The sequence below is a fragment of the Microbacterium sp. ZW T5_56 genome, from assembly GCF_044987425.1.
Taxonomy (GTDB): Bacteria; Actinomycetota; Actinomycetes; order Actinomycetales; family Microbacteriaceae; genus Microbacterium.
On the sequence record NZ_JBJDRI010000031.1, the window covers coordinates 1 to 18738 of the forward strand.

20 protein-coding genes are annotated in these 18738 nt (G+C 67.7%); 9 read left to right on the forward strand and 11 right to left on the reverse strand.

Annotated features, from left to right (window positions below; genetic code table 11):
* Positions 1-90 precede the first annotated feature (90 nt).
* Positions 91-771 (reverse strand): sulfatase/phosphatase domain-containing protein, encoded by a 681-nt coding sequence (locus ACI3KU_RS14335; RefSeq protein WP_404922986.1) that lies wholly within the window; start codon positions 769-771, stop codon positions 91-93.
* 15 nt (positions 772-786) lie between these two features.
* Positions 787-1539 carry a sulfatase-like hydrolase/transferase gene (locus ACI3KU_RS14340; RefSeq protein ID WP_404922987.1) on the reverse strand — a complete coding sequence of 251 codons (753 nt, stop codon included), beginning with the start codon at positions 1537-1539 and terminating at the stop codon, positions 787-789.
* Positions 1540-1636: 97 nt separating this feature from the next.
* Here ACI3KU_RS14340 and ACI3KU_RS14345 point away from each other — a divergent pair, with 97 nt between their 5' ends.
* Entirely contained in the window at positions 1637-2593 is a 957-nt protein-coding gene (locus ACI3KU_RS14345; protein WP_404922988.1) for a DMT family transporter, read from the forward strand.
* A gap of 16 nt (positions 2594-2609) precedes the next feature.
* On the opposite strand, the gene ACI3KU_RS14350 is transcribed toward ACI3KU_RS14345, so the two are convergent.
* Positions 2610-3224, reverse strand: a complete 615-nt coding sequence (locus tag ACI3KU_RS14350; RefSeq protein WP_404922989.1) for a nitroreductase family protein — start codon at positions 3222-3224, stop codon at positions 2610-2612.
* Positions 3221-3646 (reverse strand): peptide-methionine (R)-S-oxide reductase MsrB, encoded by a 426-nt coding sequence (gene msrB, locus ACI3KU_RS14355; RefSeq protein ID WP_404922990.1) that lies wholly within the window; start codon positions 3644-3646, stop codon positions 3221-3223. The genes ACI3KU_RS14350 and msrB overlap by 4 nt, the downstream gene beginning before the upstream one ends.
* 84 nt (positions 3647-3730) lie before the next feature.
* Here msrB and ACI3KU_RS14360 point away from each other — a divergent pair, with 84 nt between their 5' ends.
* The 4 genes from ACI3KU_RS14360 to groL all read left to right on the forward strand — a co-directional run bounded on the left by ACI3KU_RS14360 (position 3731) and on the right by groL (position 7379).
* Positions 3731-4702 (forward strand): DUF2332 family protein, encoded by a 972-nt coding sequence (locus ACI3KU_RS14360; protein ID WP_404922991.1) that lies wholly within the window; start codon positions 3731-3733, stop codon positions 4700-4702.
* Positions 4703-4732: 30 nt separating this feature from the next.
* The gene (locus ACI3KU_RS14365; RefSeq protein WP_404922992.1) at positions 4733-4993 is read left to right on the forward strand and encodes a DUF3263 domain-containing protein; all 261 of its coding nucleotides are present in this window, start codon (positions 4733-4735) and stop codon (positions 4991-4993) included.
* Between the two features lie 56 nt (positions 4994-5049).
* On the forward strand, positions 5050-5610 hold the full coding sequence (locus ACI3KU_RS14370; RefSeq protein ID WP_404922993.1) for a LytR C-terminal domain-containing protein: 561 nt from the start codon (positions 5050-5052) through the stop codon (positions 5608-5610).
* Positions 5611-5759: 149 nt separating this feature from the next.
* On the forward strand, positions 5760-7379 hold the full coding sequence (gene groL, locus ACI3KU_RS14375) for a chaperonin GroEL (RefSeq protein ID WP_404922994.1): 1620 nt from the start codon (positions 5760-5762) through the stop codon (positions 7377-7379).
* 66 nt (positions 7380-7445) lie between these two features.
* Here the strand turns inward: groL and ACI3KU_RS14380 are convergent, their stop codons facing one another.
* From ACI3KU_RS14380 to ACI3KU_RS14405, 6 genes are all read right to left on the reverse strand, one after another.
* Positions 7446-7733 (reverse strand): WXG100 family type VII secretion target, encoded by a 288-nt coding sequence (locus ACI3KU_RS14380; protein ID WP_404922995.1) that lies wholly within the window; start codon positions 7731-7733, stop codon positions 7446-7448.
* A 116-nt stretch (positions 7734-7849) separates the two neighbouring features.
* Positions 7850-9511, reverse strand: coding sequence for a sensor histidine kinase (locus ACI3KU_RS14385; RefSeq protein ID WP_404922996.1), 1662 nt, complete (start codon positions 9509-9511; stop codon positions 7850-7852).
* A gap of 154 nt (positions 9512-9665) precedes the next feature.
* Entirely contained in the window at positions 9666-10352 is a 687-nt protein-coding gene (locus ACI3KU_RS14390; RefSeq protein WP_231092197.1) for a response regulator transcription factor, read from the reverse strand.
* Between the two features lie 107 nt (positions 10353-10459).
* Positions 10460-12103 carry a DNA repair helicase XPB gene (locus ACI3KU_RS14395; protein WP_404922997.1) on the reverse strand — a complete coding sequence of 548 codons (1644 nt, stop codon included), beginning with the start codon at positions 12101-12103 and terminating at the stop codon, positions 10460-10462.
* 50 nt (positions 12104-12153) lie between these two features.
* A complete protein-coding gene (locus ACI3KU_RS14400; protein WP_404922998.1) occupies positions 12154-13842 on the reverse strand; it encodes a helicase-associated domain-containing protein in 1689 nt (562 codons plus the stop codon).
* 8 nt (positions 13843-13850) lie between these two features.
* Positions 13851-14126, reverse strand: a complete 276-nt coding sequence (locus ACI3KU_RS14405; protein WP_404922999.1) for a multidrug ABC transporter ATPase — start codon at positions 14124-14126, stop codon at positions 13851-13853.
* Positions 14127-14242: 116 nt separating this feature from the next.
* Here ACI3KU_RS14405 and ACI3KU_RS14410 point away from each other — a divergent pair, with 116 nt between their 5' ends.
* Together ACI3KU_RS14410 and ACI3KU_RS14415 are read left to right on the forward strand one after the other, a co-directional pair.
* A complete protein-coding gene (locus ACI3KU_RS14410) occupies positions 14243-14626 on the forward strand; it encodes a cold-shock protein (protein ID WP_404923000.1) in 384 nt (127 codons plus the stop codon).
* The gene (locus tag ACI3KU_RS14415; RefSeq protein WP_404923001.1) at positions 14610-15431 is read left to right on the forward strand and encodes a DUF3027 domain-containing protein; all 822 of its coding nucleotides are present in this window, start codon (positions 14610-14612) and stop codon (positions 15429-15431) included. Before ACI3KU_RS14410 ends, ACI3KU_RS14415 begins: the two co-directional genes overlap by 17 nt.
* A 57-nt stretch (positions 15432-15488) precedes the next feature.
* Here ACI3KU_RS14415 and serC read toward each other — a convergent pair whose 3' ends face one another.
* Positions 15489-16601: a phosphoserine transaminase gene (gene serC, locus ACI3KU_RS14420; RefSeq protein ID WP_404923002.1), complete on the reverse strand. Its 1113-nt coding sequence runs from the start codon at positions 16599-16601 to the stop codon at positions 15489-15491.
* 97 nt (positions 16602-16698) lie between these two features.
* Between serC and ACI3KU_RS14425 the strand changes: the two genes are divergently transcribed.
* Together ACI3KU_RS14425 and ACI3KU_RS14430 are read left to right on the forward strand one after the other, a co-directional pair.
* A complete protein-coding gene (locus tag ACI3KU_RS14425) occupies positions 16699-17400 on the forward strand; it encodes a metal-dependent transcriptional regulator (protein ID WP_404923003.1) in 702 nt (233 codons plus the stop codon).
* Between the two features lie 43 nt (positions 17401-17443).
* Entirely contained in the window at positions 17444-18580 is a 1137-nt protein-coding gene (locus ACI3KU_RS14430) for a hypothetical protein (RefSeq protein WP_404923004.1), read from the forward strand.
* Positions 18581-18738 lie beyond the last annotated feature (158 nt).

Sequence of the window (18738 nt, forward strand, 5' to 3'; positions counted from 1 at the left end):
GCGGGGGGGGGGGGGGGGGGGGGGGGGGGGGGGGGGGGGCGGGGGGGGGGGGGGGGGGGGGGGGGGGGGGGGCCCCGCCTCTGTCGTTGTTCAGATGCCGTCAGGCACGGGCTGGAGCGGATGGGGTGCATCGCCCACGGCCGCTTGCGCGCGCCACAGATCGACTTTCAAGCGCTCGCGGATCTCGAGGTAGGCCGGATCGTTGTAGACGTTGCGCACCTCCGTCGGGTCCGACTTCAGATCGTAGAGCTCCCAGTCCGTGGGGTACTGCGCACCGCTGGTCCCCGGCAGGCCGAGCCCGTCGTTGTAGAAGAAGATCAGCTTGTACCGGGCGTCGCGATAGCCGCAATGCGCCGGAGCCTTGTGGTTGTGATCGTCGTTCTCCCAGTACCGGTAGTACATGCCCGCGCTCGGCGCGGAGCCCGGGTGGGCGGCGGCGATGTCGCCGGCGAAACTGCGACCCTGCATCCGCTCGTGGGGCGCGACTCCCGCGAACGCGAGAATCGACTGCGCGAAGTCCACGTTGGTGACGATTCCCTCGTGCGTCTGGCCGGCGGCGATCGCTCGCGGATAACTCATCACCAGCGGCATCCGCAGCGATTCCTCGTACATGAACCGCTTGTCGAACCAGCCGTGATCCCCCAGGAAGAACCCCTGATCGGATGCGTACATCAGCAGCGTGTCGTCGAAGTCCCCGCGCTCGTGCAACCAGTCGACGACCTCGCCGACCGAGTCATCCACGCTGGCGACGCAGCGCAGGTAGTCCTCCATGTAGCGCTGGTACTTCTACAGGCCCTCCTCCTCGTAGGTCAGCCCCTGCGGAGGCGTCTGCTTGAGGTCGGTGAGAGTGAGATGGTCAGCCACGCGCATCGCCGAGCGCCGCGCGGAAGCCGACCGCGTGGCGTAGTCGTCGTCCCAGGTGGCGGGAACCGGAATCGGCGCCGAGAAATCGTCTCGGTGAGCATCATCCGGCTCCCATGGCCGGTGCGGGGCCTTGTGATAGATCAAGACGCACCACGGTGCCTCCGCGTCCAGCGCGTCGACCCACTCGGTGGCCAATCGGGTGATGATCCGTGTAGCGTACCCCTCCTCGACCCGCTCGCCCGTGGCGGACAGGAACTGCGGGTTCCAGTACTCGCCCTGGCCCTGCTGCCCCACCAGAACATCCCAGTAGTCGAAGGCCTGCGGATCGTGTCCGCTTCCGTGTCCCATGTGCCACTTGCCGACGACCGCTGTCCGATACCCCGCCGCCTTCAGCTGCGACACGAACGTCGGCTGCGAGGCGTCCAACGGAGTGACGAGGGTCGTCACGCCGTTGACATGGCTGTAGGTGCCGGTGAGGATCGAGGCGCGACTGGGGGAGCACAGCGCGTTCGTCACGAAGCAGTTCGTGAACAGCACTCCCGCGCGGGCGATCTCGTCGATGCGTGGCGTCGCGTTCACCACGGAGCCGTAGGCGCCGATCGCGTGTGCCGCGTGATCGTCGGTGAGGATCATGACGATGTTCGGCCTGCGCGGTGCCGTCGTGGTCTCGGTCATGCGGTGCGGTCCCTTTCTGCTGGCGGATGATCCAGAGCGCCTGCTTCCGGCACCTGCTGTGCACGCCGGGCGGTCACCCTTCGCGTAGCGTTGTCTGGTGACATCCTCCACCCGTCCTCGCCTTCCGCTGTGGCTCGCCATCGGGGGAGCGGTGTTCATCGGGACCCTCACGGCGATTCAGGCGCGCGTGAACGGCCTCCTCGGGGCACGTCTGGAAGACGGATTCGTCGCGGCGGCCATCTCGTTCGGCTCGGGACTGATCCTCATGATCGTGATCTCGCTGATCCTGCCGGAGGGACGCCGTGGCTTTCGCGCGCTGGTCGGGGGACTCCGCGAACGCACGATTCCGACGTGGATGGTGCTCGGCGGCCTCGCGGGCGCTCTCACGGTCAGCACGCAGGGCCTGACCGCGGCGATCATCGGAGTGTCCCTGTTCACCGTGGGGGTGATCGCGGGGCAGGCACTGTGCGGTCTGGTCATCGACCGCGTCGGCTTCGGTCCGGCGGGAGTGGTCGCCCTCAGCCTCGGGCGCATCGGCGGTGCCGTGCTGGCTCTTGGCGCGGTGGCGGTCTCGCTCGGGGGCGATGCCCTCACCCGGGTGCCCTGGTGGATGCTCGTGATGCCGTTCGCGGCGGGTGTGGGCATCGCCTGGCAGCAGGCGGTCAACGGCCGACTACGCGCTCAGGTGGGAACTCCGCTCACGGCCACACTCGTCAACTTCATCGGCGGCACCGCGGTGTTGGTGTTGGCAGCTGTCATCGCCGTCCTCGTGATGGGGCCGACGCAACCCTGGCCCACGGACCCCTGGCTCTACCTGGGCGGCGCTATGGGAGTGATCTACATCTTCCTCGGTGCCGCGATCGTCGCACGAACGGGTGTGCTGCTGCTGGGCCTCGGCAGCGTCGTCGGTCAGATCCTGACGTCCGTCGTCATCGATCTGATCTGGCCGGTGCCCGGCGCGGGGTCCGCCTGGCAGGCGGCAGCCATGGTGATCCTCGCGTTGTCGTCGGTCTTCGTGGCCGCCGTGCCATGGGGTCGTCGCGCGCGTCACTAGGACGCGCGCGACAGGGTCACTTCTTCTTCGACTTCTTCTTCTTGCACTTCTTCGCCGGCTTGGCGGACTTCGTGGCGTTCGCAATCGCGGAGCCGGAGCCGGCGGGCATCGACGTCACGAAGGATGCAGCGTCAATCGGACGACGCGTCCGGATCCGCTCATCCGGCTTCCCGCCGACGTACAGCCATCCCAGCAGCTGCTCTCCCGTGCGCAGCCCGTGCGCCTTGGCGACCGCCTTCGAGCGCGTGTAACCGCCGGTGCGCCAGATGACGCCCCAGTCGGCCTCGTCCAGCAACAGGCTCAGCAGGTGGGCGACGCCGGAGGCCACCGCCTCCTGCTCCCAGGCCGGTACCTTGCCGCTCGGCTTCTCGGAGAAGACGACGGCGATCAGCAGGGGCGCCCGCAACGGCTTGGTGGAGACGCCGTCGTGCCCGTCCGCCTTGTGAATGGCGCGCCCCAGGCGCACACGGTCTTCACCGCGCAGCTCGATGAGTCGCCACGGCTGCAGGTTGGAGTGATCCGCCACGCGGCCGGCCGCCTCGATCAGCCGTACCAGCTCCGCGCGATCGGGCGCGGCGTCGGTCACCTTCGAGGCCGATCGGCGGCGCAGCGCCGCGTCGTACGCGCTCACTCGGCTTCCGGCGTGAAGGACAGCGCGAGAGAGTTCATGCAGTAGCGGTCACCGGTCGGCGTGCCGAAGCCATCGGGGAAGACGTGGCCGAGGTGCGACCCGCATCTCGCACAACGGACCTCGGTGCGCACCATCCCGAGCGACGTGTCTTCGATCAGCTCCACGGCGTCCGGGCGCACCGACTCATAAAAGCTCGGCCAGCCGCAGCCGGAGTCGAACTTCGTTCCGCTCTGGAACAGCTCGGCGCCACAGGCACCACAGGTGTACAGGCCGGCGCGGTGCTCGTCCAGCAGCTCTCCGGTCCAGGCGCGCTCGGTTGCGGCCTCTCGCAGCACGGCGAAGCGTGCCGAATCCAGCTCCTCGCGCCACTCCTGCTGGGACTTGTTCACGGTGTACGAAGCGTTGTTCTCGCTGTGCCACATGTGTCCTCCTAGGTTCACTCCATTCAACACCGCTCGTCGGCTCCCTGTTCCGCGCGCACCTGTGCACTGGGGGAGAATGGGCGGGTGACCGTCTCGGACGTGCAGGAGCGCTACGCCAGGTTCGCGCGAGAGGAAGCGCCCGGGCGCAGCGAGGTGTACGAACGCTGGGCGCGCGCCGTCGCCCACGACTCCGCCCTGGCCGCGGTCATCGCCGCGCTGCCGGAGCAGCGACGCCAGCCTCCGCTGGTGTTCGCGCTGGCGCGTACTCTCGGTGCGGGAGCGGGCACGGACGAGCTCGCCGCGGTGCTCAGGACGAAGAGCGCGCAGGTGCGCGAGCTTGCCGAGCGGCGCTCGGTGCAGACGAACGAACCGCTGCGCTGTGCTGCGTTGCTCCCGGCGTTGGCACGGATCGAGGGTCCGATCGCCCTGCTGGAGCTCGGCGCCGCGGCCGGTCTCTGCCTCTATCCGGACCGGTATGGCTATCGCTTCATCACTCGTGAGGGGACAACCACAGCGGGGGACAACTCGAGCGCTGTCATCCTGACCAGCCAGTGGCGCTCAGATCTGCCCGTGCCACAGCGGCTTCCGATGATCGACTGGCGTGCCGGGGTCGACCGCGATCCGCTGAACGCGCAGGATCCGGACGATCGCGCCTGGCTCACCGCGCTGGTGTGGCCCGGGGAGACGGGACGGACGGAGCGCATCGACGCGGCGCTGGACGTGGCGGCAGCGGAACCACCGCTCCTGCACGCCTTCGACCTCGCGGAAACAGGTGCCGAGGCGATCGCCGCACTCCTCGCCGAGGTGCCGAGCGGGCTCACCCCGGTGATCTCGACGCCCGGCATCCTGCCCTTCCTTCCGAAAGCGGCCCGGGCGGAGCTCATCGACGCGATTCGGGCGTCGGGAGCGCGATGGATCACGATGGATGCGCCCGGCCTCCATGCCGGGTGGACCACCCCGGTGTCGGGGGTCGAGGACGGGTTCGCGCTGGCGCTCGACGGCCGCGTGATCGCCGCCGTCGACCCACTCGGTCGGTGGGTGCGGATGCTGGACTGAATGTCCGAACCCCCGCCTAGCGTGGGCGACATGAACCCTGCCGCTCTCAGCCCGCGAGATATCGCCATCCTCGATCTGGAATCGCGCCTCCCGGTGCATTCGGTGCCCAAGGAAGAGGAGATCGACACCGTTCTCAACCTGTCAGCGGTGCGGTACTACCAACTCCTCGGGCACCTGCTGGACTCGTCGGCGGCTCTCGCTTACGACCCCCTTCTTGTGCGGCGACTGCGCCGGCTCCGTGATGCCGATCGGGCAAGACGCGTGTCGCAGCCTCGCTCGGCGATCGCCTGATGTCGGCCCGGCGCTTCCTGCACGTGGCTCTCGGACACTCCCGGTAGCATCGTCGAGTGCCCACCAACACTCAGCAGCGCGACCGCTTCGACGACGTGCCTCGCGAACGCCACCGGGTGGGCGCGCATCGCGCAGAGAACCCGCGCATGCGCGCGGGGCTGATCATCCTCTGGGCGGCGGTCGCCGCCGTGATCCTGTTCGCCGTCGGCGTCTTCCTGTCCCTGCTCTGGACGGATCGCATCTCCTTCGGCCCGGAGCCCACGGCATCGAGCGTTGCGGAGTCCCCGGCACCCACCGACGCAATCGACACCAGCTACACGGTGTTCATTCTCAACGCCGGTCCTGATCCCGCACAGACGGATCGCGCGAAGTCGCTGGTGGTCGGTGTCGGGTACGCGGAGGACGCGGTGTCCACGTCGGAAGCGGACCAGAAGGACTTCGAGACCTCCGCGGTCTACTTCAGCGACGCGGCTGATGAGGGTCCGGCGCGAGCACTCGCCGCGTCCCTGGGCATTTCGCAGGTTGCACAGACTGACGCCTACAAGCCGATCGATGACTCCGCCGGCCGTCAGCTCACGGTCGTGCTCGGCGTGGACTTCGGTGCCGACGCCGGCTGAGCACCAGTGCTGCGGGCCCGGAGGAGTCTCTGGGAAGGCGGTGTGCGTCGCTTGCACTCTCCTAGGTCGAGTGCCAGAATGAGCATTAGCACTCGTAGTGTTTGAGTGCTAATGAAGATTCGCCTACGTCCGGGAGGGACGACACACACATGGCAAAGATGATCGCTTTCGACGAGGAGGCCCGCCGTGGCCTCGAGCGCGGCCTGAACATCCTGGCCGACGCCGTGAAGGTGACGCTCGGCCCGCGCGGTCGCAACGTCGTGCTCGAGAAGAAGTGGGGCGCCCCCACGATCACCAACGATGGTGTCTCCATCGCCAAGGAGATCGAGTTGGACGACCCGTACGAGAAGATCGGTGCGGAGCTCGTCAAGGAGGTCGCCAAGAAGACCGACGACGTCGCCGGTGACGGCACCACGACCGCTACGGTTCTGGCTCAGGCTCTGGTTCGCGAGGGTCTGCGCAACGTCGCGGCCGGCGCTGACCCGATCTCGCTCAAGAAGGGCATCGAGAAGGCTGTTGCTGCCATCATCGAGCAGCTGCACGCCAACGCGAAGCCGATCGAGTCGAAGGAGCAGATCGCTGCGACCGCGTCGATCTCCGCTGCTGACACCGCTATCGGCGAGCTGATCGCCGAGGCGATCGACAAGGTCGGCAAGGAGGGTGTGGTCACCGTTGAGGAGTCCAACACTTTCGGCACCGAGCTCGAGCTCACCGAGGGTATGCGCTTCGACAAGGGCTACCTGAACCCGTACTTCGTCACGGACCCGGAGCGCCAGGAGGCTGTCTTCGAGGACCCGTACATCCTCATCGCCAACCAGAAGATCGGCAACATCAAGGACCTGCTGCCGATCGTCGACAAGGTGATCCAGGACGGCAAGGAACTGGTCATCATCGCCGAGGACGTCGAGGGCGAGGCTCTCGCGACGCTCGTGCTGAACAAGATCCGCGGCATCTTCAAGTCCGTCGCCGTCAAGGCTCCGGGCTTCGGTGACCGTCGCAAGGCTCAGCTGCAGGACATCGCCATCCTCACCGGTGGCCAGGTCATCACCGAGGAGGTCGGTCTCAAGCTCGAGAACGCCACCCTCGACCTGCTCGGCCGCGCTCGCAAGGTCATCGTCACCAAGGACGAGACCACCATCGTCGAGGGTGCCGGCGACTCGGCTCAGATCGAGGGTCGCGTCACGCAGATCCGTCGCGAGATCGAGAACACCGACTCCGACTACGACCGCGAGAAGCTGCAGGAGCGCCTGGCGAAGCTCGCCGGCGGTGTTGCGGTCATCAAGGCCGGCGCTGCGACCGAGGTTGAGCTCAAGGAGCGCAAGCACCGCATCGAGGACGCTGTCCGCAACGCGAAGGCTGCCGTCGAAGAGGGCGTCGTCCCCGGTGGTGGTGTCGCCCTGATCCAGGCCGGCAAGACCGCTTTCGAGGGCCTGGAGCTGACCGGCGACGAGGCAACGGGTGCGAACATCGTGCGTGTCGCCATCGAGGCACCGCTGAAGCAGATCGCCATCAACGCGGGCCTCGAGCCCGGAGTTGTGGCGCACAAGGTCGCCGAGCTCCCCTCGGGCTTCGGTCTGAACGCCGCCACTGGTGAGTATGGTGACCTGTTCGCACAGGGCATCATCGACCCCACCAAGGTGACGCGCTCGGCTCTGCAGAACGCTGCGTCGATCGCCGCGCTGTTCCTCACCACCGAGGCAGTCGTCGCCGAAAAGCCGGAGAAGGCTTCCGCTCCCGCGGGCGACCCGACCGGTGGCATGGACTTCTGATCCAGCACATCTGAAAGCACGGGGCCTCGGCGACAGCCGGGGCCCCGTGCTTTTTCCTGCGTGCGATCAGCGGAACATGCTGAGCGCAGCCTGCTCCGTATCGGCGTAGTTGCGCGCCGCGGTGTCGAGCGCCTGATGGATGGAATCCAACGAGCGTTCAACGATCTGCTGCGTGCCTCGCCAATCCTCCACCGTCGTCTGGAAGGCCGCGGAGGCACTGCCCGTCCAGGAATCGCGCAGCGCCGTCAGCGAGGCCGAAAGCCCCGCCACCTCCGCCCGGATCCGATCACTCGACGCACGGGCGGCACCCGTCGCGCTCATTACCGCTTCACTGTCAACCGAGAACACAGCCATGGTCCCGTTCCTTTCTCTCTCTGGGATCCACGGTAGGAACCTGGACAGCACCGTGCGGGCGAGATCGCCTCGATGGGGACGAGAGAGCGGGCTGTGAGAACTGGGGAGGAACAGTGTCAGCGACGCGGCGTGATGACGGGCGGCAACGGGTCGCCATTCGCGTCCAGCGCGAGACGCTCCAACGGCTGCGTCTCGACGTAGAGGTGCTCCTGCGGAGTGCGCTGACGCACCAGGGGGATGCTCACGCGGAAGGTCGCGCCACCGCCCGGGGTGTCCTCCACGGTGATCGCCCCGTGCAGCGCCTCCACGATGGACGCCACGATGGACAGCCCGAGGCCGCTTCCGCCGGTCTCCCGCGTTCGTGAGGTGTCGGCACGCCAGAAGCGCTCGAAGATCTGCGTCTTGAGCTCATCGGGAATGCCATCCCCGTGGTCGATCACGGCGATCCAGCCGAACTCCCGTGCATCATCCACGCCCACGGCGATCTCGATGGGGGAGTCGTCCGGTGTGTACCGTCGGGCGTTGCCCACGAGGTTGGTGACAACCTGACGGATCTTGTCCTCCTGGCCGAGCACGATCGGCTCGGCATCCGGGATGATCGGCGCGGCATAGGTGATCGCGGGAAGCGGGGCCAGCTCGCCGGTGGGCGTGCGCTCCAGCTCGGTGCCGTCCGAGGCACGGCGGCGCCCGAGGCGGCGACCGATCGTGGCACCGACCTGCATGATGGCAGTGGTGGTGGGCGTGCGGCGCTTCGCGGTCTCACCGGTATCGGTGGGAAGGGCAACCTGTGGCGTGGCGGTCGCCTGCTGGGACGTCGCGTCGATGAAGGTGCCCGTGCGCTCCGGGGCGGCGGCGCGGATGTCCATGGCCGCGTCGCGGCCGATGGGCCGCAGATCCACCGCGGAGAACACCAGCTCGCGTCGTTCGTCCAGGCGGGCGAGGGCGAGGAGATCCTCCACCAGGGTTCCCATGCGGATCGCCTCCTTCTCGATGCGATCCATGGCCGCCGCCGTGTCCTCCTCGCCGCGGATCGCGCCCATCCGATACAGCTCGGCGTACCCGCGCACCGTCACGAGGGGGGTGCGCAGCTCGTGGCTGGCGTCTCCGACGAACCGTCGCATCTGCTTCACGGTGGTGTCGCGCTGCGCGAGCGCGGCGTCGAGGCGGCCCAGCATGGTGTTGATGGCGAGCTTCAACCGGCCCACCTCGGTGCGTGGCTCCGCACCGGGCATGCGCTGGCTGAAGTTGCCCGCGGCGATCGCCATCGCCGTCGTCTCCACCTGTCCGAGCCGACGGAACGCGAGGGTCACGATCCATCGCGTCGCGAGCGCGGCGACAACGACCGTGATGGCGGCGAGCAGCAGGAAGATGGAGAGGTAGGTGCCGATCGACGCGTCCACCTGGTTGGTGGGCAGCGCCACCACCAGCGTGATCATCGTCTGCGCGTCACCGACCGTGATCGTGACGTTACTCATGAGGGCGCGGAAAGCGTGCGGCTCTCCGTCATCGCTGGACAGATCGAGGGGGTTGCCGGTCTGGTTGAGCGACTGATCGAGCGTGATCGAATCCCAGTACGCCGGCTGCAGTTCGCCCTCCGGTCCGCCACTGGCGTACCGGGTGCCGTCCGGGCCGTAGATCACGACGTACGGAGGGTTGGCCACCGCCATCGACGCCTTGGGGCTCACCTGCAGCTTCGACCCATCTGTCGACACGTCAAAGAGCTGGTCCACCAGCTCATTGCTGGACCACTGGCGCAGCTGCTCATCGATCTGCGTCACGAAGGCGTTGCGCAACAACGGAACAGAGCCGAGGCCCGCCGAGAGCAGACCGATCGCCAGGATGGTGACGGTGACGCCGGTGATCTTGGCGCGCAGGCTGATCCCGCGCCACCACCGGGTCAGGGCGTCGTTGTGTTCTTCCAGGAGATATCCGTCACTTGGCGGTCTTCAGCATGTAGCCGAATCCGCGCTTGGTCTGGATGAGCGACTCCTCGGTGTGCGGGTCGATCTTGCGGCGGAGGTAGGAGATGTAGCTCTCCACGATGCCGGCGTCGCCGTTGAAGTCGTACTCCCAGACGTGGTCGAGGATCTGCGCCTTGCTGAGCACGCGGTTCGGGTTCAGCATCAGGTAACGCAGGAGCTTGAACTCGGTGGGGCTGAGGTCGATGGCCGCGTCGCCGACGAAGACGTCGTGCGTGTCCTGATCCATGGTCAGCTCGCCCGCACGGATCACCGACTCCTCGTCGGCCTGCATGGTGCGGCGGAGGATGGCCTGAATGCGCGCGACGATCTCGTCGAGCGCGAACGGCTTGGTGACGTAGTCGTCACCGCCGGCGTTGAGGCCGGCGATCTTGTCTTCGGTGTCGTCCTTAGCCGTCAGGAAGAGGATCGGCGCGGTGTAGCCTGCCTCGCGCAGTCGCTTCGTGACGCTGAATCCGTTCATGTCGGGAAGCATCACGTCGAGCACGATCAGGTCAGGCTCTTCTTCCAGAACGGCGGAGATGGTCTGAGCGCCGTTGGAGACCGAACGGGTCTGGAAACCGGCGAAGCGCAGACCCGTGGTCAGCAGGTCGCGGATGTTCGGTTCGTCGTCCACGATGAGGATGCGCGGTGCTGTCATGCCCCCCATTATGGCCACCCGCGCCTATGAATCGGCAGTGGAGCGCGGGAATTCGCTCACCCCGAGGGCGAAAGACAGTGTGCACACAGCACTCGAACAGCCGGGTGTCAGGCGGGCGTCAGCGAATCCGCATCCAGGATGGTGTAGCTGTAGCCCTGTTCGGCGAGGAAGCGCTGGCGATTCTGGGCGAAGTCCTGATCGACGGTGTCACGGGCGATGAGCGTGTAGAAGCTCGCCGTGGCCCCGTCTGCCTTCGGACGCAGCAGCCGGCCGAGGCGCTGCGCCTCTTCCTGGCGCGAGCCGAACGATCCGGACACCTGGATGGCGACCGACGCATCGGGAAGGTCGATGGAGAAGTTGGCCACCTTGGACACGACGAGCACCGAGATCTCTCCGGTGCGAAACGCGTTGAAGAGCCTCTCCCGCTCGTCCACGGGCGTCGCCCCGGTGATCTGCGGTGCGTCGAGCGCCTGGGCGAGGGTGTCGATCTGGTCCAGGTACTGCCCGATGACCAGGATCTGCTCGCCGGCGTGCTTGGCGACCAGATCCTTCACCGTGCGGATCTTCGCGGGGGCGGTCGCCGCCATGCGATAGCGCTCATCGTCGGCTGCTGCCGCGTACTCGAGTCGATCGTCATCGGGCAGGTCGATGCGCACCTCGTAACAGGCCGCCGGTGCGATGAACCCCTGCGCCTCGATCTCCTTCCACGGCGCATCGAAGCGCTTGGGGCCGATCAGACTGAACACGTCACCCTCGCGGCCGTCCTCGCGTACGAGCGTGGCGGTGAGGCCCAGACGACGGCGCGCCTGCAGATCTGCGGTGAGCTTGAACACCGGGGCGGGCAGGAGGTGCACCTCGTCGTAGACGATGAGTCCCCAATCGAGCGCGTCGAGCAGGGCGAGGTGGGCGTAGTCGCCCTTCCGCTTCGCCGTGAGGATCTGATACGTCGCGATGGTGACCGGCTTGACCTCTTTGGTCTGGCCGGAGTACTCGCCGATCTCGTCGGCGGTGAGGGTGGTGCGCTTGAGGAGCTCGTCCCGCCACTGGCGGGCGCTGACCGTGTTGGTCACGAGAATCAGCGTGTTCGTCTGGGTCGCGCTCATCGCCCCCGCGCCAACCAGCGTCTTGCCGGCTCCACAGGGGAGCACGACGACACCGGAACCGCCGGCAGTGAAGGTGTCGACGGCCTGGCGCTGGTACGGGCGCAGCTCCCAGTCGTCCTCCACCAGACCGATCGGATGCGGTGTTCCCGGCGTGTACCCGGCGAAGTCCTCGGCGGGCCAGCCGATCTTCAGCAGCTCCTGCTTGATCTGCCCGCGCGCCCAGGTGTCGATGACGTAGGTGTCGGGGGACGGGTGGGAGATGAGCAGCGGCTGGATGCGCTTGTTGCGCGTCACCTCGGAGAGCACGGGAACGTCGCTGGAGCGCAGGATCAGCTGCCCGTCATCATCACGCTCGATGACGAGTCGGCCGTACCGGTTCACGGTCTCGCGGATGTCGACGGACACCGACGGCGGAACGGGGAAGCGCGAGTAACGCTCCAGGGTGGCCAGCATGTCCTCGGCGGTGTGGCCGGCAGCACGTGCGTTCCACAGCCCCAGGCGGGTCACGCGATAGGTGTGGATGTGCTCGGGAGCACGCTCCAATTCAGCGAAGACCGCCAGATCGTGGCGCGCGGATTCGGCGTCCGGGTGCGCCACCTCCAGCAGCACGGTGCGGTCGCTCTGCACGATGAGGGGTCCGTCAGCCATAGCGATCCAGTTTAGCTGTCCCGGCATGAGGAGGCGCCGAGAGCAGGGGATCAGCTCGCGACCGCGAGGTGGGTGATGTGGGAGATCGGCAGCACGCGCTCCACGTCGGCTGCGCGGTCGAGACCACGCAGCCGCCCACCACCGATGCCCGACGCCTCGAGAGTGAACGTACGCTCGGCGCCGTCGGGGAGAGAGACGGTGACGTGCAGCAGGGCCCGGGCATGAACGGCCGCCTCGAGTTCGCGCTGCATCCACGCGGCTTCGAGATCGGCGGCGTCGGCAGAGCGCAGCCGGGCGACCAGCGGATCGAGGTTCGGGGCGAGCGCACCTGTCGCGTCCTCGGGGGCGACTCGTCCCGCCTGGAGCGGCTCCGGCTCGCCCGCGGCGTTCACCACCGCCACCGGATAGTGCGCCTCGGCAAGAGCTCGCGCCACGCTGTCGCGCCCCACCCGCGACATCAGATCGTCCCCATCGCGAAGCAGTCCCAGGGGGCGCAGCGTCTGATCGATGCTCAGGGTGTCGCGCAGCGCTGCGGAGCCGACCTGCACGCGCGTGCGCCCGGTCACCGGATCCGCACCCACCGTGATCGTTCCGTGGCGGCGCACCGTCTCCGTGATCAAGTACGACAGCGGTTGGGGAATGCCGGTGAGGGAGAGGGTGGTGAGGAACTCCCGCAGGCTCGCCTCGGTCTCGCCCTGCGCCAGGGCGCGCTGCAGCGAATCGGGGGTGAAACGGTAGGTCGAGGCCTGGGCGTGCGACTCGCGATCGGCCACGCTGCGCAGGCGGATGTCGAGCCCGGGTGCCAGCGGCCCCGGCGCGATCACGCTGAGGTCGTTCTGCAGGTAAACGCGGTCCACCTCGTGCGGCAGATGACCGGCCAGCAACTCGCGCGCTGCGTCGTCATCGGAGAGCGCCCAGGGGGTGGGCAGGAGCGTCGCGGGGTCGATGAGTCCGAGCAGGACCGCGCGGTGAAGCCACGTTGCCGCGTCCCAGTCCGGATTCCACGGATACGCCTGCTGCCAGTGCTCGGGCAGCGCCCAGCCCGAATCACGGCGGAGCCCCGCCGGCAGCCGATCGCGGAAGGTGCGGGCAAGGTGATGCCACCGTTCGGCGGTGCTGGCACGAAGCCAAGCGGCGGCGGACATGGAGACGAGCCACTCGCGCTCGATCAGCCGGATGAGGCCCGCGGCGTCGGCGATCCAGACGAGATCATCGATGTCGTCAGGATCGCGAACGAGCCCGTCCTCGACGACGCGCTTGCGGTCGCCTGCGGCGATCGATCCCGTGCCAATCACCGTGAGGGGGCGGACGGAGGAGGCGAGAAGGAGCTCGGCCAACTGCCCGGCCGCCGTGAACACGCGTTCGGCGGCCGAGGGGGAGTCGTGCGCGACTGCGGCGGTGAGGTCGGGTGCCGGCACGTCGGGGAGTGCGCGCACCACATCGGCGACGCTCGGGTACGGGACGCCGGCGTCAACCAGCGCGAGTGCGCTCAGGCGCCCGGTGTCATCCGCAGCCAGGGTGCCGCGCGATACGGCGGCGCTGAGATCAGCGGCCTCGGCGGCCGTCAGCGTGGCGAGTGCAGCACGCACCGATGCCGGCTCCAGCAGAGCCTCGGCCGCATCGAACGGATCGCGCCAGGGCGCGGTGGGAGAGGCGCTGCGTGCCAGCAGCACTGCCCGCAACTCGGTGTCGCTCCGTGCAGCGAGCGCACCGGCCAGACCCCGTGCGTCCAGGGACATCCCCCGGGTCAGCCCTTCCGGGACTGCTTGGCCGCGCGCGAGCGCCGAACCATGTTCATGATCAGCAGCACGAAGAACAGGAGCACGCCGACCGGGAGGGCCACGTTGATGAACGTGAAGATGATGCCCCAGATCGGAGTCGCGAAATCAGCGTGCGCGACGGTGGCCACGATGATCGCGATGAAGCACAGAATCGACACGCCGATGAGAACCACCGAGCTGAACGCGAGGATGCGATCGATCCTCTTCACGGGGAGGTCGTCGGTCTGGTTCTGGGTATTCATCAGTCCCAGCGTAGTCGCCCCAGGGACCGCTAGGCTGAAGGGGCGGCCCCACACGATCTGTCGGGCCGTGTTTACCATCAGCACGCCGCGCCGTGCAACAGTTCGAAGGGGTCAGCATGCCCAGCGGCAAGGTCAGGTTCTACGACGAGGACCGAGGCTTCGGATTCATCACATCCGAGGACGGCCAGGACGTCTTTCTGCACGCCTCAGCACTTCCCGCGGGAGCTCCCACACCCAAGCCCGGAACGCGCGTCGAGTTCGGCGTCGCGGAGGGCAAGAGGGGTCCTCAGGCGCTCTCTGTCCGCGTCGTGGACGCTCCCGTCAGCCTGGCAAAGAAGAACCGGAAGCCCGCCGACGACATGGCGATCATCATCGAAGACCTGGTGGGTCTTCTCGACGGCATCGGCGGCGATCTGCGTCACGGCCGGTACCCGTCGTCCTCCCACGCACGTAAGGTGGCCACCGTGCTGCGCAAGGTTGCGGATGAACTCGATGCCTGAGGTCGACGCGACTGCCGCGGACTCGACGGTGACTACCATCGCTGCGGCCGAGGCTTCCGAGTCGCCCGCCGCGTCCGCCGACGCGGTCGAGGTCGTTGCCGACCCGGCGTTGCTCGCCGCGCACGATGTGGCGCTCGTCGCTCTTCGTGAGATCACTGCCGCGTCCTCCGTCGGTGCGCCGGTCGGACACCGCGTGGAAGCAGACGGCGTGGTGTCGCTGCTGTTCGCGAGCAATCTGCGGGGATACCCCGGCTGGTTCTGGACCGTGTCCGTGGCACGCGTTGCTGATGCGGAACCGACGGTTCTGGAAGCCGAACTGCTGCCCGGCGAAGACGCCCTCCTGGCGCCCGACTGGGTGCCGTGGGCCGTGCGTCTCGCCGAGTACCAGGCCGCACAGGTCGCGCTCGCCGAAGCCGCGGAGACCGCTGGCGATGATGAGGACGTCGATTTCGCAGATGAGGATGCCGCCGTGGCGGACCTGGACGACGATGACGATGACGACGATGACGACGATGACCTGGACGAGGCTGATTTCGACTCCGACGGATCGCCGATTCTCCACTCCGGAGATCTCGACGGCGTCGACATCGATGAGCTCGACCCGCAGCTTATGGATGGTGACGACGCGGACGACGACGAATCAGAGGATGACGGGTCGGACGACGACGATGACTCGGATGACGAGGATCCCGAAGACGACGACGATGACGACTCGGACGATGACGACTCGGACGATGACGACTCGGACGATGACGACTCGGACGATGACGAGGAGTCCGAGGACGACAACTCCGAAGAGGAGTAACGAGCGCTGACGCACAGGGGGCCGGACGATGAGATCGTCCGGCCCCCTGTGTGTATGTCAGGAGTTCGCGAGCACGTAGTCGATCGACCGGAGCAGTTGACGAACGTCGTCCGGGTCGATCGCGACGAACGTCGCGATGCGCAACTGGTTGCGGCCGAGCTTGCGGTACGGCTCCGTGTCCACGATGCCGTTGGCGCGCAGCGTCGCGGCCACGGCCGCGGCGTCGACGCTCTCATCGAAGTCGATGGTGGCCACCACTCCGGAGCGGTATGCCGGGTCGGTGACGAACGGAGAGGCCACGGCCGATGCCTCGGCCCAGTCGTAGATGGCGCCGGAGCTCTCCGCCGTGCGGGATGCAGCCCAGCTGAGGCCACCGTTGTCCAGCATCCAGCGCACCTGGCTGTCCAGCAGGTGCAGAGTGGACAGCGCCGGGGTGTTCAGCGTCTGGTTCAGTCGCGAGTTGTCGACCGCGGTCTGCAGGTTCAGGAACTCGGGGATGTACCGGTCACTGGCGTTGATGCGGGCGATGCGCTCCAGCGCGGCCGGCGACACGGCCGCAAACCAGAGGCCGCCGTCGGAGGCGAAGTTCTTCTGCGGCGCGAAGTAGTAGACGTCCGTCTGCGCGATATCGACGTGCAATCCGCCGGCAGCGCTGGTCGCATCGATCACGGTGAGCGCACCGGCGGCGCCGTTCACGCGGGTCACGGGAGCCGCAGCACCCGTCGACGTCTCGTTGTGCGGCCAGGCGTACACGTCGACACCGTCGACGACCTCCGCGAACGCCACGGAACCGGGCTCCGCGGTGCGCACATCGGGTGCCTGCAGCCACGGGGCCTTCGCCGCGGCGGCGAACTTGCCGCCGAACTCACCGAACACGAGGTTCTGCGCGCGGTTCTCGATCAGACCGAACGCCGCGGCGTCCCAGAATGCGGTCGAGCCGCCGTTGCCGAGGATGATCTCGTACCCCTCCGGCAGCTGGAACAGGTCGGCCAGCTGCGAGCGAACGGAGCCGACGAGGTTCTTCACGGGCGCCTGCCGGTGGCTGGTGCCGAGCAGTGACGATCCCACGCTCGCGAGGGCGGACACCGCCTCGGGCCGGATCTTGGACGGACCGCAGCCGAAGCGTCCGTCGGAGGGGAGAAGGTCACGGGGGATCTCAACGCTCGCCATGAACAGATTCTAGGGCGGGCGTCGGGGCGTTCCCGACCGCGTGACGCTTGGTGACGGATAGGCTGAGGAAGTCAATCGTCGCGATCGTGAGGGGCACATGACTGATCTCATCGACACCACCGAGATGTACCTGCGCACCATCCTCGAGCTGGAGGAGGAGAACATCACGCCGCTGCGCGCACGGATCTCCGAGCGACTGGGGCACTCCGGACCGACGGTGTCGCAGACCATCGGTCGTATGGAGCGCGACGGTCTCGTCGTCGTGTCGGATGATCGTCGCCTCCAACTCACCGACAGCGGCCGCGGGAAGGCTGTGAACGTGATGCGTAAGCACCGTCTCGCGGAGCGCCTCCTGTCCGATGTCATCGGACTCGACTGGGCATACGTGCACGACGAGGCATGCCGCTGGGAGCATGTGATGAGCGAGCAGGTGGAGCGCCGGCTGATCGAGCTGCTCGGCCACCCGACCGAGTCGCCCTACGGCAATCCGATTCCCGGACTCGATGTGCTGGGAAGCGAAGTCGCGACCGATTTCGAGCAGGGCGTCATCGGGCTGGTCAACCGGCTCACCGACGCCGGCACGCCGATCGAGGGAACGGTTCGCCGCTTAGCTGAGCCGGCGCAGGTGGATCCGGAACTGCTCGAGCAGCTGCGCGACGCCGGCGTCCTGCCCGGAGCGCACGGCGGCTTCCGCTTCAACGAGGGCTATGTCCTCGTGGAGATGGACGGCCACGAGGACGGCCTTGAGCTTCCCGTGGAGATCGCGAGCCACATCTTCCTCGTCGACGACCGGCGCTGAACCGGCTCAGACAATCGCACACGGCAGGTCCGAGGGGGACGACATGGCGGGTGAACAGAACACGGACGGCACGCCGCCTGAGTCCGGTGGGTACGACGGCTTTGCGCCGATGCCACTCGGACAGCGCTCGTCCGAGGAACTCGGGCTGGGGCCGTCCGCTCCGCCGGTCTGGCCGAACGGCCGACCGGAGTATGGCGGTCTGCCGCCGTACGGCACGCCCTACGTTCCTCCGGTGTATGCGCCGCCACCGGGGGGCGCGGTGCCTCCCGGTGGCGTTGCGCCGTCTGCCGCGCCGGCAGCTGTCCCGCCCTCTGCCGTGGCGCCGTCTGGTCCTGTGCCTGGCACGTCGGCACCGTACGCGTCTGCGCCGTCTGCAGCCCCGGCCTCTGCCCCCGCATCCCAGCCATATGCTTCCGCCCCGTACGCTGCGCAGCCGCTGACCGGACAACCCGGATACACCCCGCAACCCGGATACGCTCCGCAACCCGGGTACACCCCGCCCCCCGGATATGCCGCCGCGCCGCGCGCGGGCGGGCTCCCCGGCTGGGGCTGGGCCGTCGTCGTCCTGGTCGCCGTCGTCATCATCGTCGTGGTCGTCGGTTCCGCCGCGCGGATCCTCACGGCATCGCCCGCGGCTGACCCGGCGCCTCCGGGCACCTCGGCCGTGCCGACGCCGGGTGCGCCCGCGCCCGAGGGGACGGTGACGCTGGACATGTCGGCGAACCTCCCGGCCGGCACGGTGCTCGCCATGGCAGAGACAGCCGACTGGGCACCGTACGACACCGCTGACCCCGAGCACCTTCTGGGACCCGCCGCTCCCGAGGGCGAGGACGCGTGGCGCAGCCCGTGCTACTTCGCCCTGCACTCCAACCCCGGCTCCTTCGGTGACGATGATCGGGACGGCAGCGAGTACTGGGGTGAACTGGCGAAGAAGTACGCGGCACCAGGGACGACAGCATCCTCCGTCGCCTCGCTGCTGGTGCCCGGGCCGGACGGGGTGCTCTACGAGTTCTCGGGCTATACGGAGATCAGCACGGGGGACTACGAGAAGGCATCGGTCAGCTACACACGCGTTGATGTGGCGGGGGATCGAACGTATGAGATCGCGGTCCGCTGCGACGGCACGGAGGTTCCTCAGGATGCTCTGGACGCGGTGGCATCGCAGTTCCAGTTGAAGTAGGCCGGAAAAAGGCCTGGTCCACGGGGTATCTGTGAGGCTCATGCTGAGAGTTTGGGATTCAGAGTGACAGAATCGTTACATTCCCGTACTCTGGAAATGTCCGTCGGCGCAAGCTGGCCGAAGGACACCCCGGAATTGCCTCAACGGCTCGTCACCTC

Excerpts from the sequence above, each read along its gene's own strand:
- ACI3KU_RS14415 (WP_404923001.1), top strand. The coding sequence starts at position 14,610 with ATGAACTCGATGCCTGAGGTCGACGCGACTGCCGCGGACTCGACGGTG.
- ACI3KU_RS14390 (WP_231092197.1), bottom strand. The coding sequence starts at position 10,352 with ATGACAGCACCGCGCATCCTCATCGTGGACGACGAACCGAACATCCGC.
- ACI3KU_RS14395 (WP_404922997.1), bottom strand. The coding sequence starts at position 12,103 with ATGGCTGACGGACCCCTCATCGTGCAGAGCGACCGCACCGTGCTGCTG.
- ACI3KU_RS14380 (WP_404922995.1), bottom strand. The coding sequence starts at position 7,733 with ATGGCTGTGTTCTCGGTTGACAGTGAAGCGGTAATGAGCGCGACGGGT.
- ACI3KU_RS14365 (WP_404922992.1), top strand. The coding sequence starts at position 4,733 with ATGAACCCTGCCGCTCTCAGCCCGCGAGATATCGCCATCCTCGATCTG.
- ACI3KU_RS14430 (WP_404923004.1), top strand. The coding sequence starts at position 17,444 with ATGGCGGGTGAACAGAACACGGACGGCACGCCGCCTGAGTCCGGTGGG.
- serC (WP_404923002.1), bottom strand. The coding sequence starts at position 16,601 with ATGGCGAGCGTTGAGATCCCCCGTGACCTTCTCCCCTCCGACGGACGC.
- msrB (WP_404922990.1), bottom strand. The coding sequence starts at position 3,646 with ATGTGGCACAGCGAGAACAACGCTTCGTACACCGTGAACAAGTCCCAG.
- ACI3KU_RS14425 (WP_404923003.1), top strand. The coding sequence starts at position 16,699 with ATGACTGATCTCATCGACACCACCGAGATGTACCTGCGCACCATCCTC.
- ACI3KU_RS14405 (WP_404922999.1), bottom strand. The coding sequence starts at position 14,126 with ATGAATACCCAGAACCAGACCGACGACCTCCCCGTGAAGAGGATCGAT.
- ACI3KU_RS14400 (WP_404922998.1), bottom strand. The coding sequence starts at position 13,842 with ATGTCCCTGGACGCACGGGGTCTGGCCGGTGCGCTCGCTGCACGGAGC.
- ACI3KU_RS14410 (WP_404923000.1), top strand. The coding sequence starts at position 14,243 with ATGCCCAGCGGCAAGGTCAGGTTCTACGACGAGGACCGAGGCTTCGGA.
- groL (WP_404922994.1), top strand. The coding sequence starts at position 5,760 with ATGGCAAAGATGATCGCTTTCGACGAGGAGGCCCGCCGTGGCCTCGAG.
- ACI3KU_RS14340 (WP_404922987.1), bottom strand. The coding sequence starts at position 1,539 with ATGACCGAGACCACGACGGCACCGCGCAGGCCGAACATCGTCATGATC.
- ACI3KU_RS14335 (WP_404922986.1), bottom strand. The coding sequence starts at position 771 with ATGGAGGACTACCTGCGCTGCGTCGCCAGCGTGGATGACTCGGTCGGC.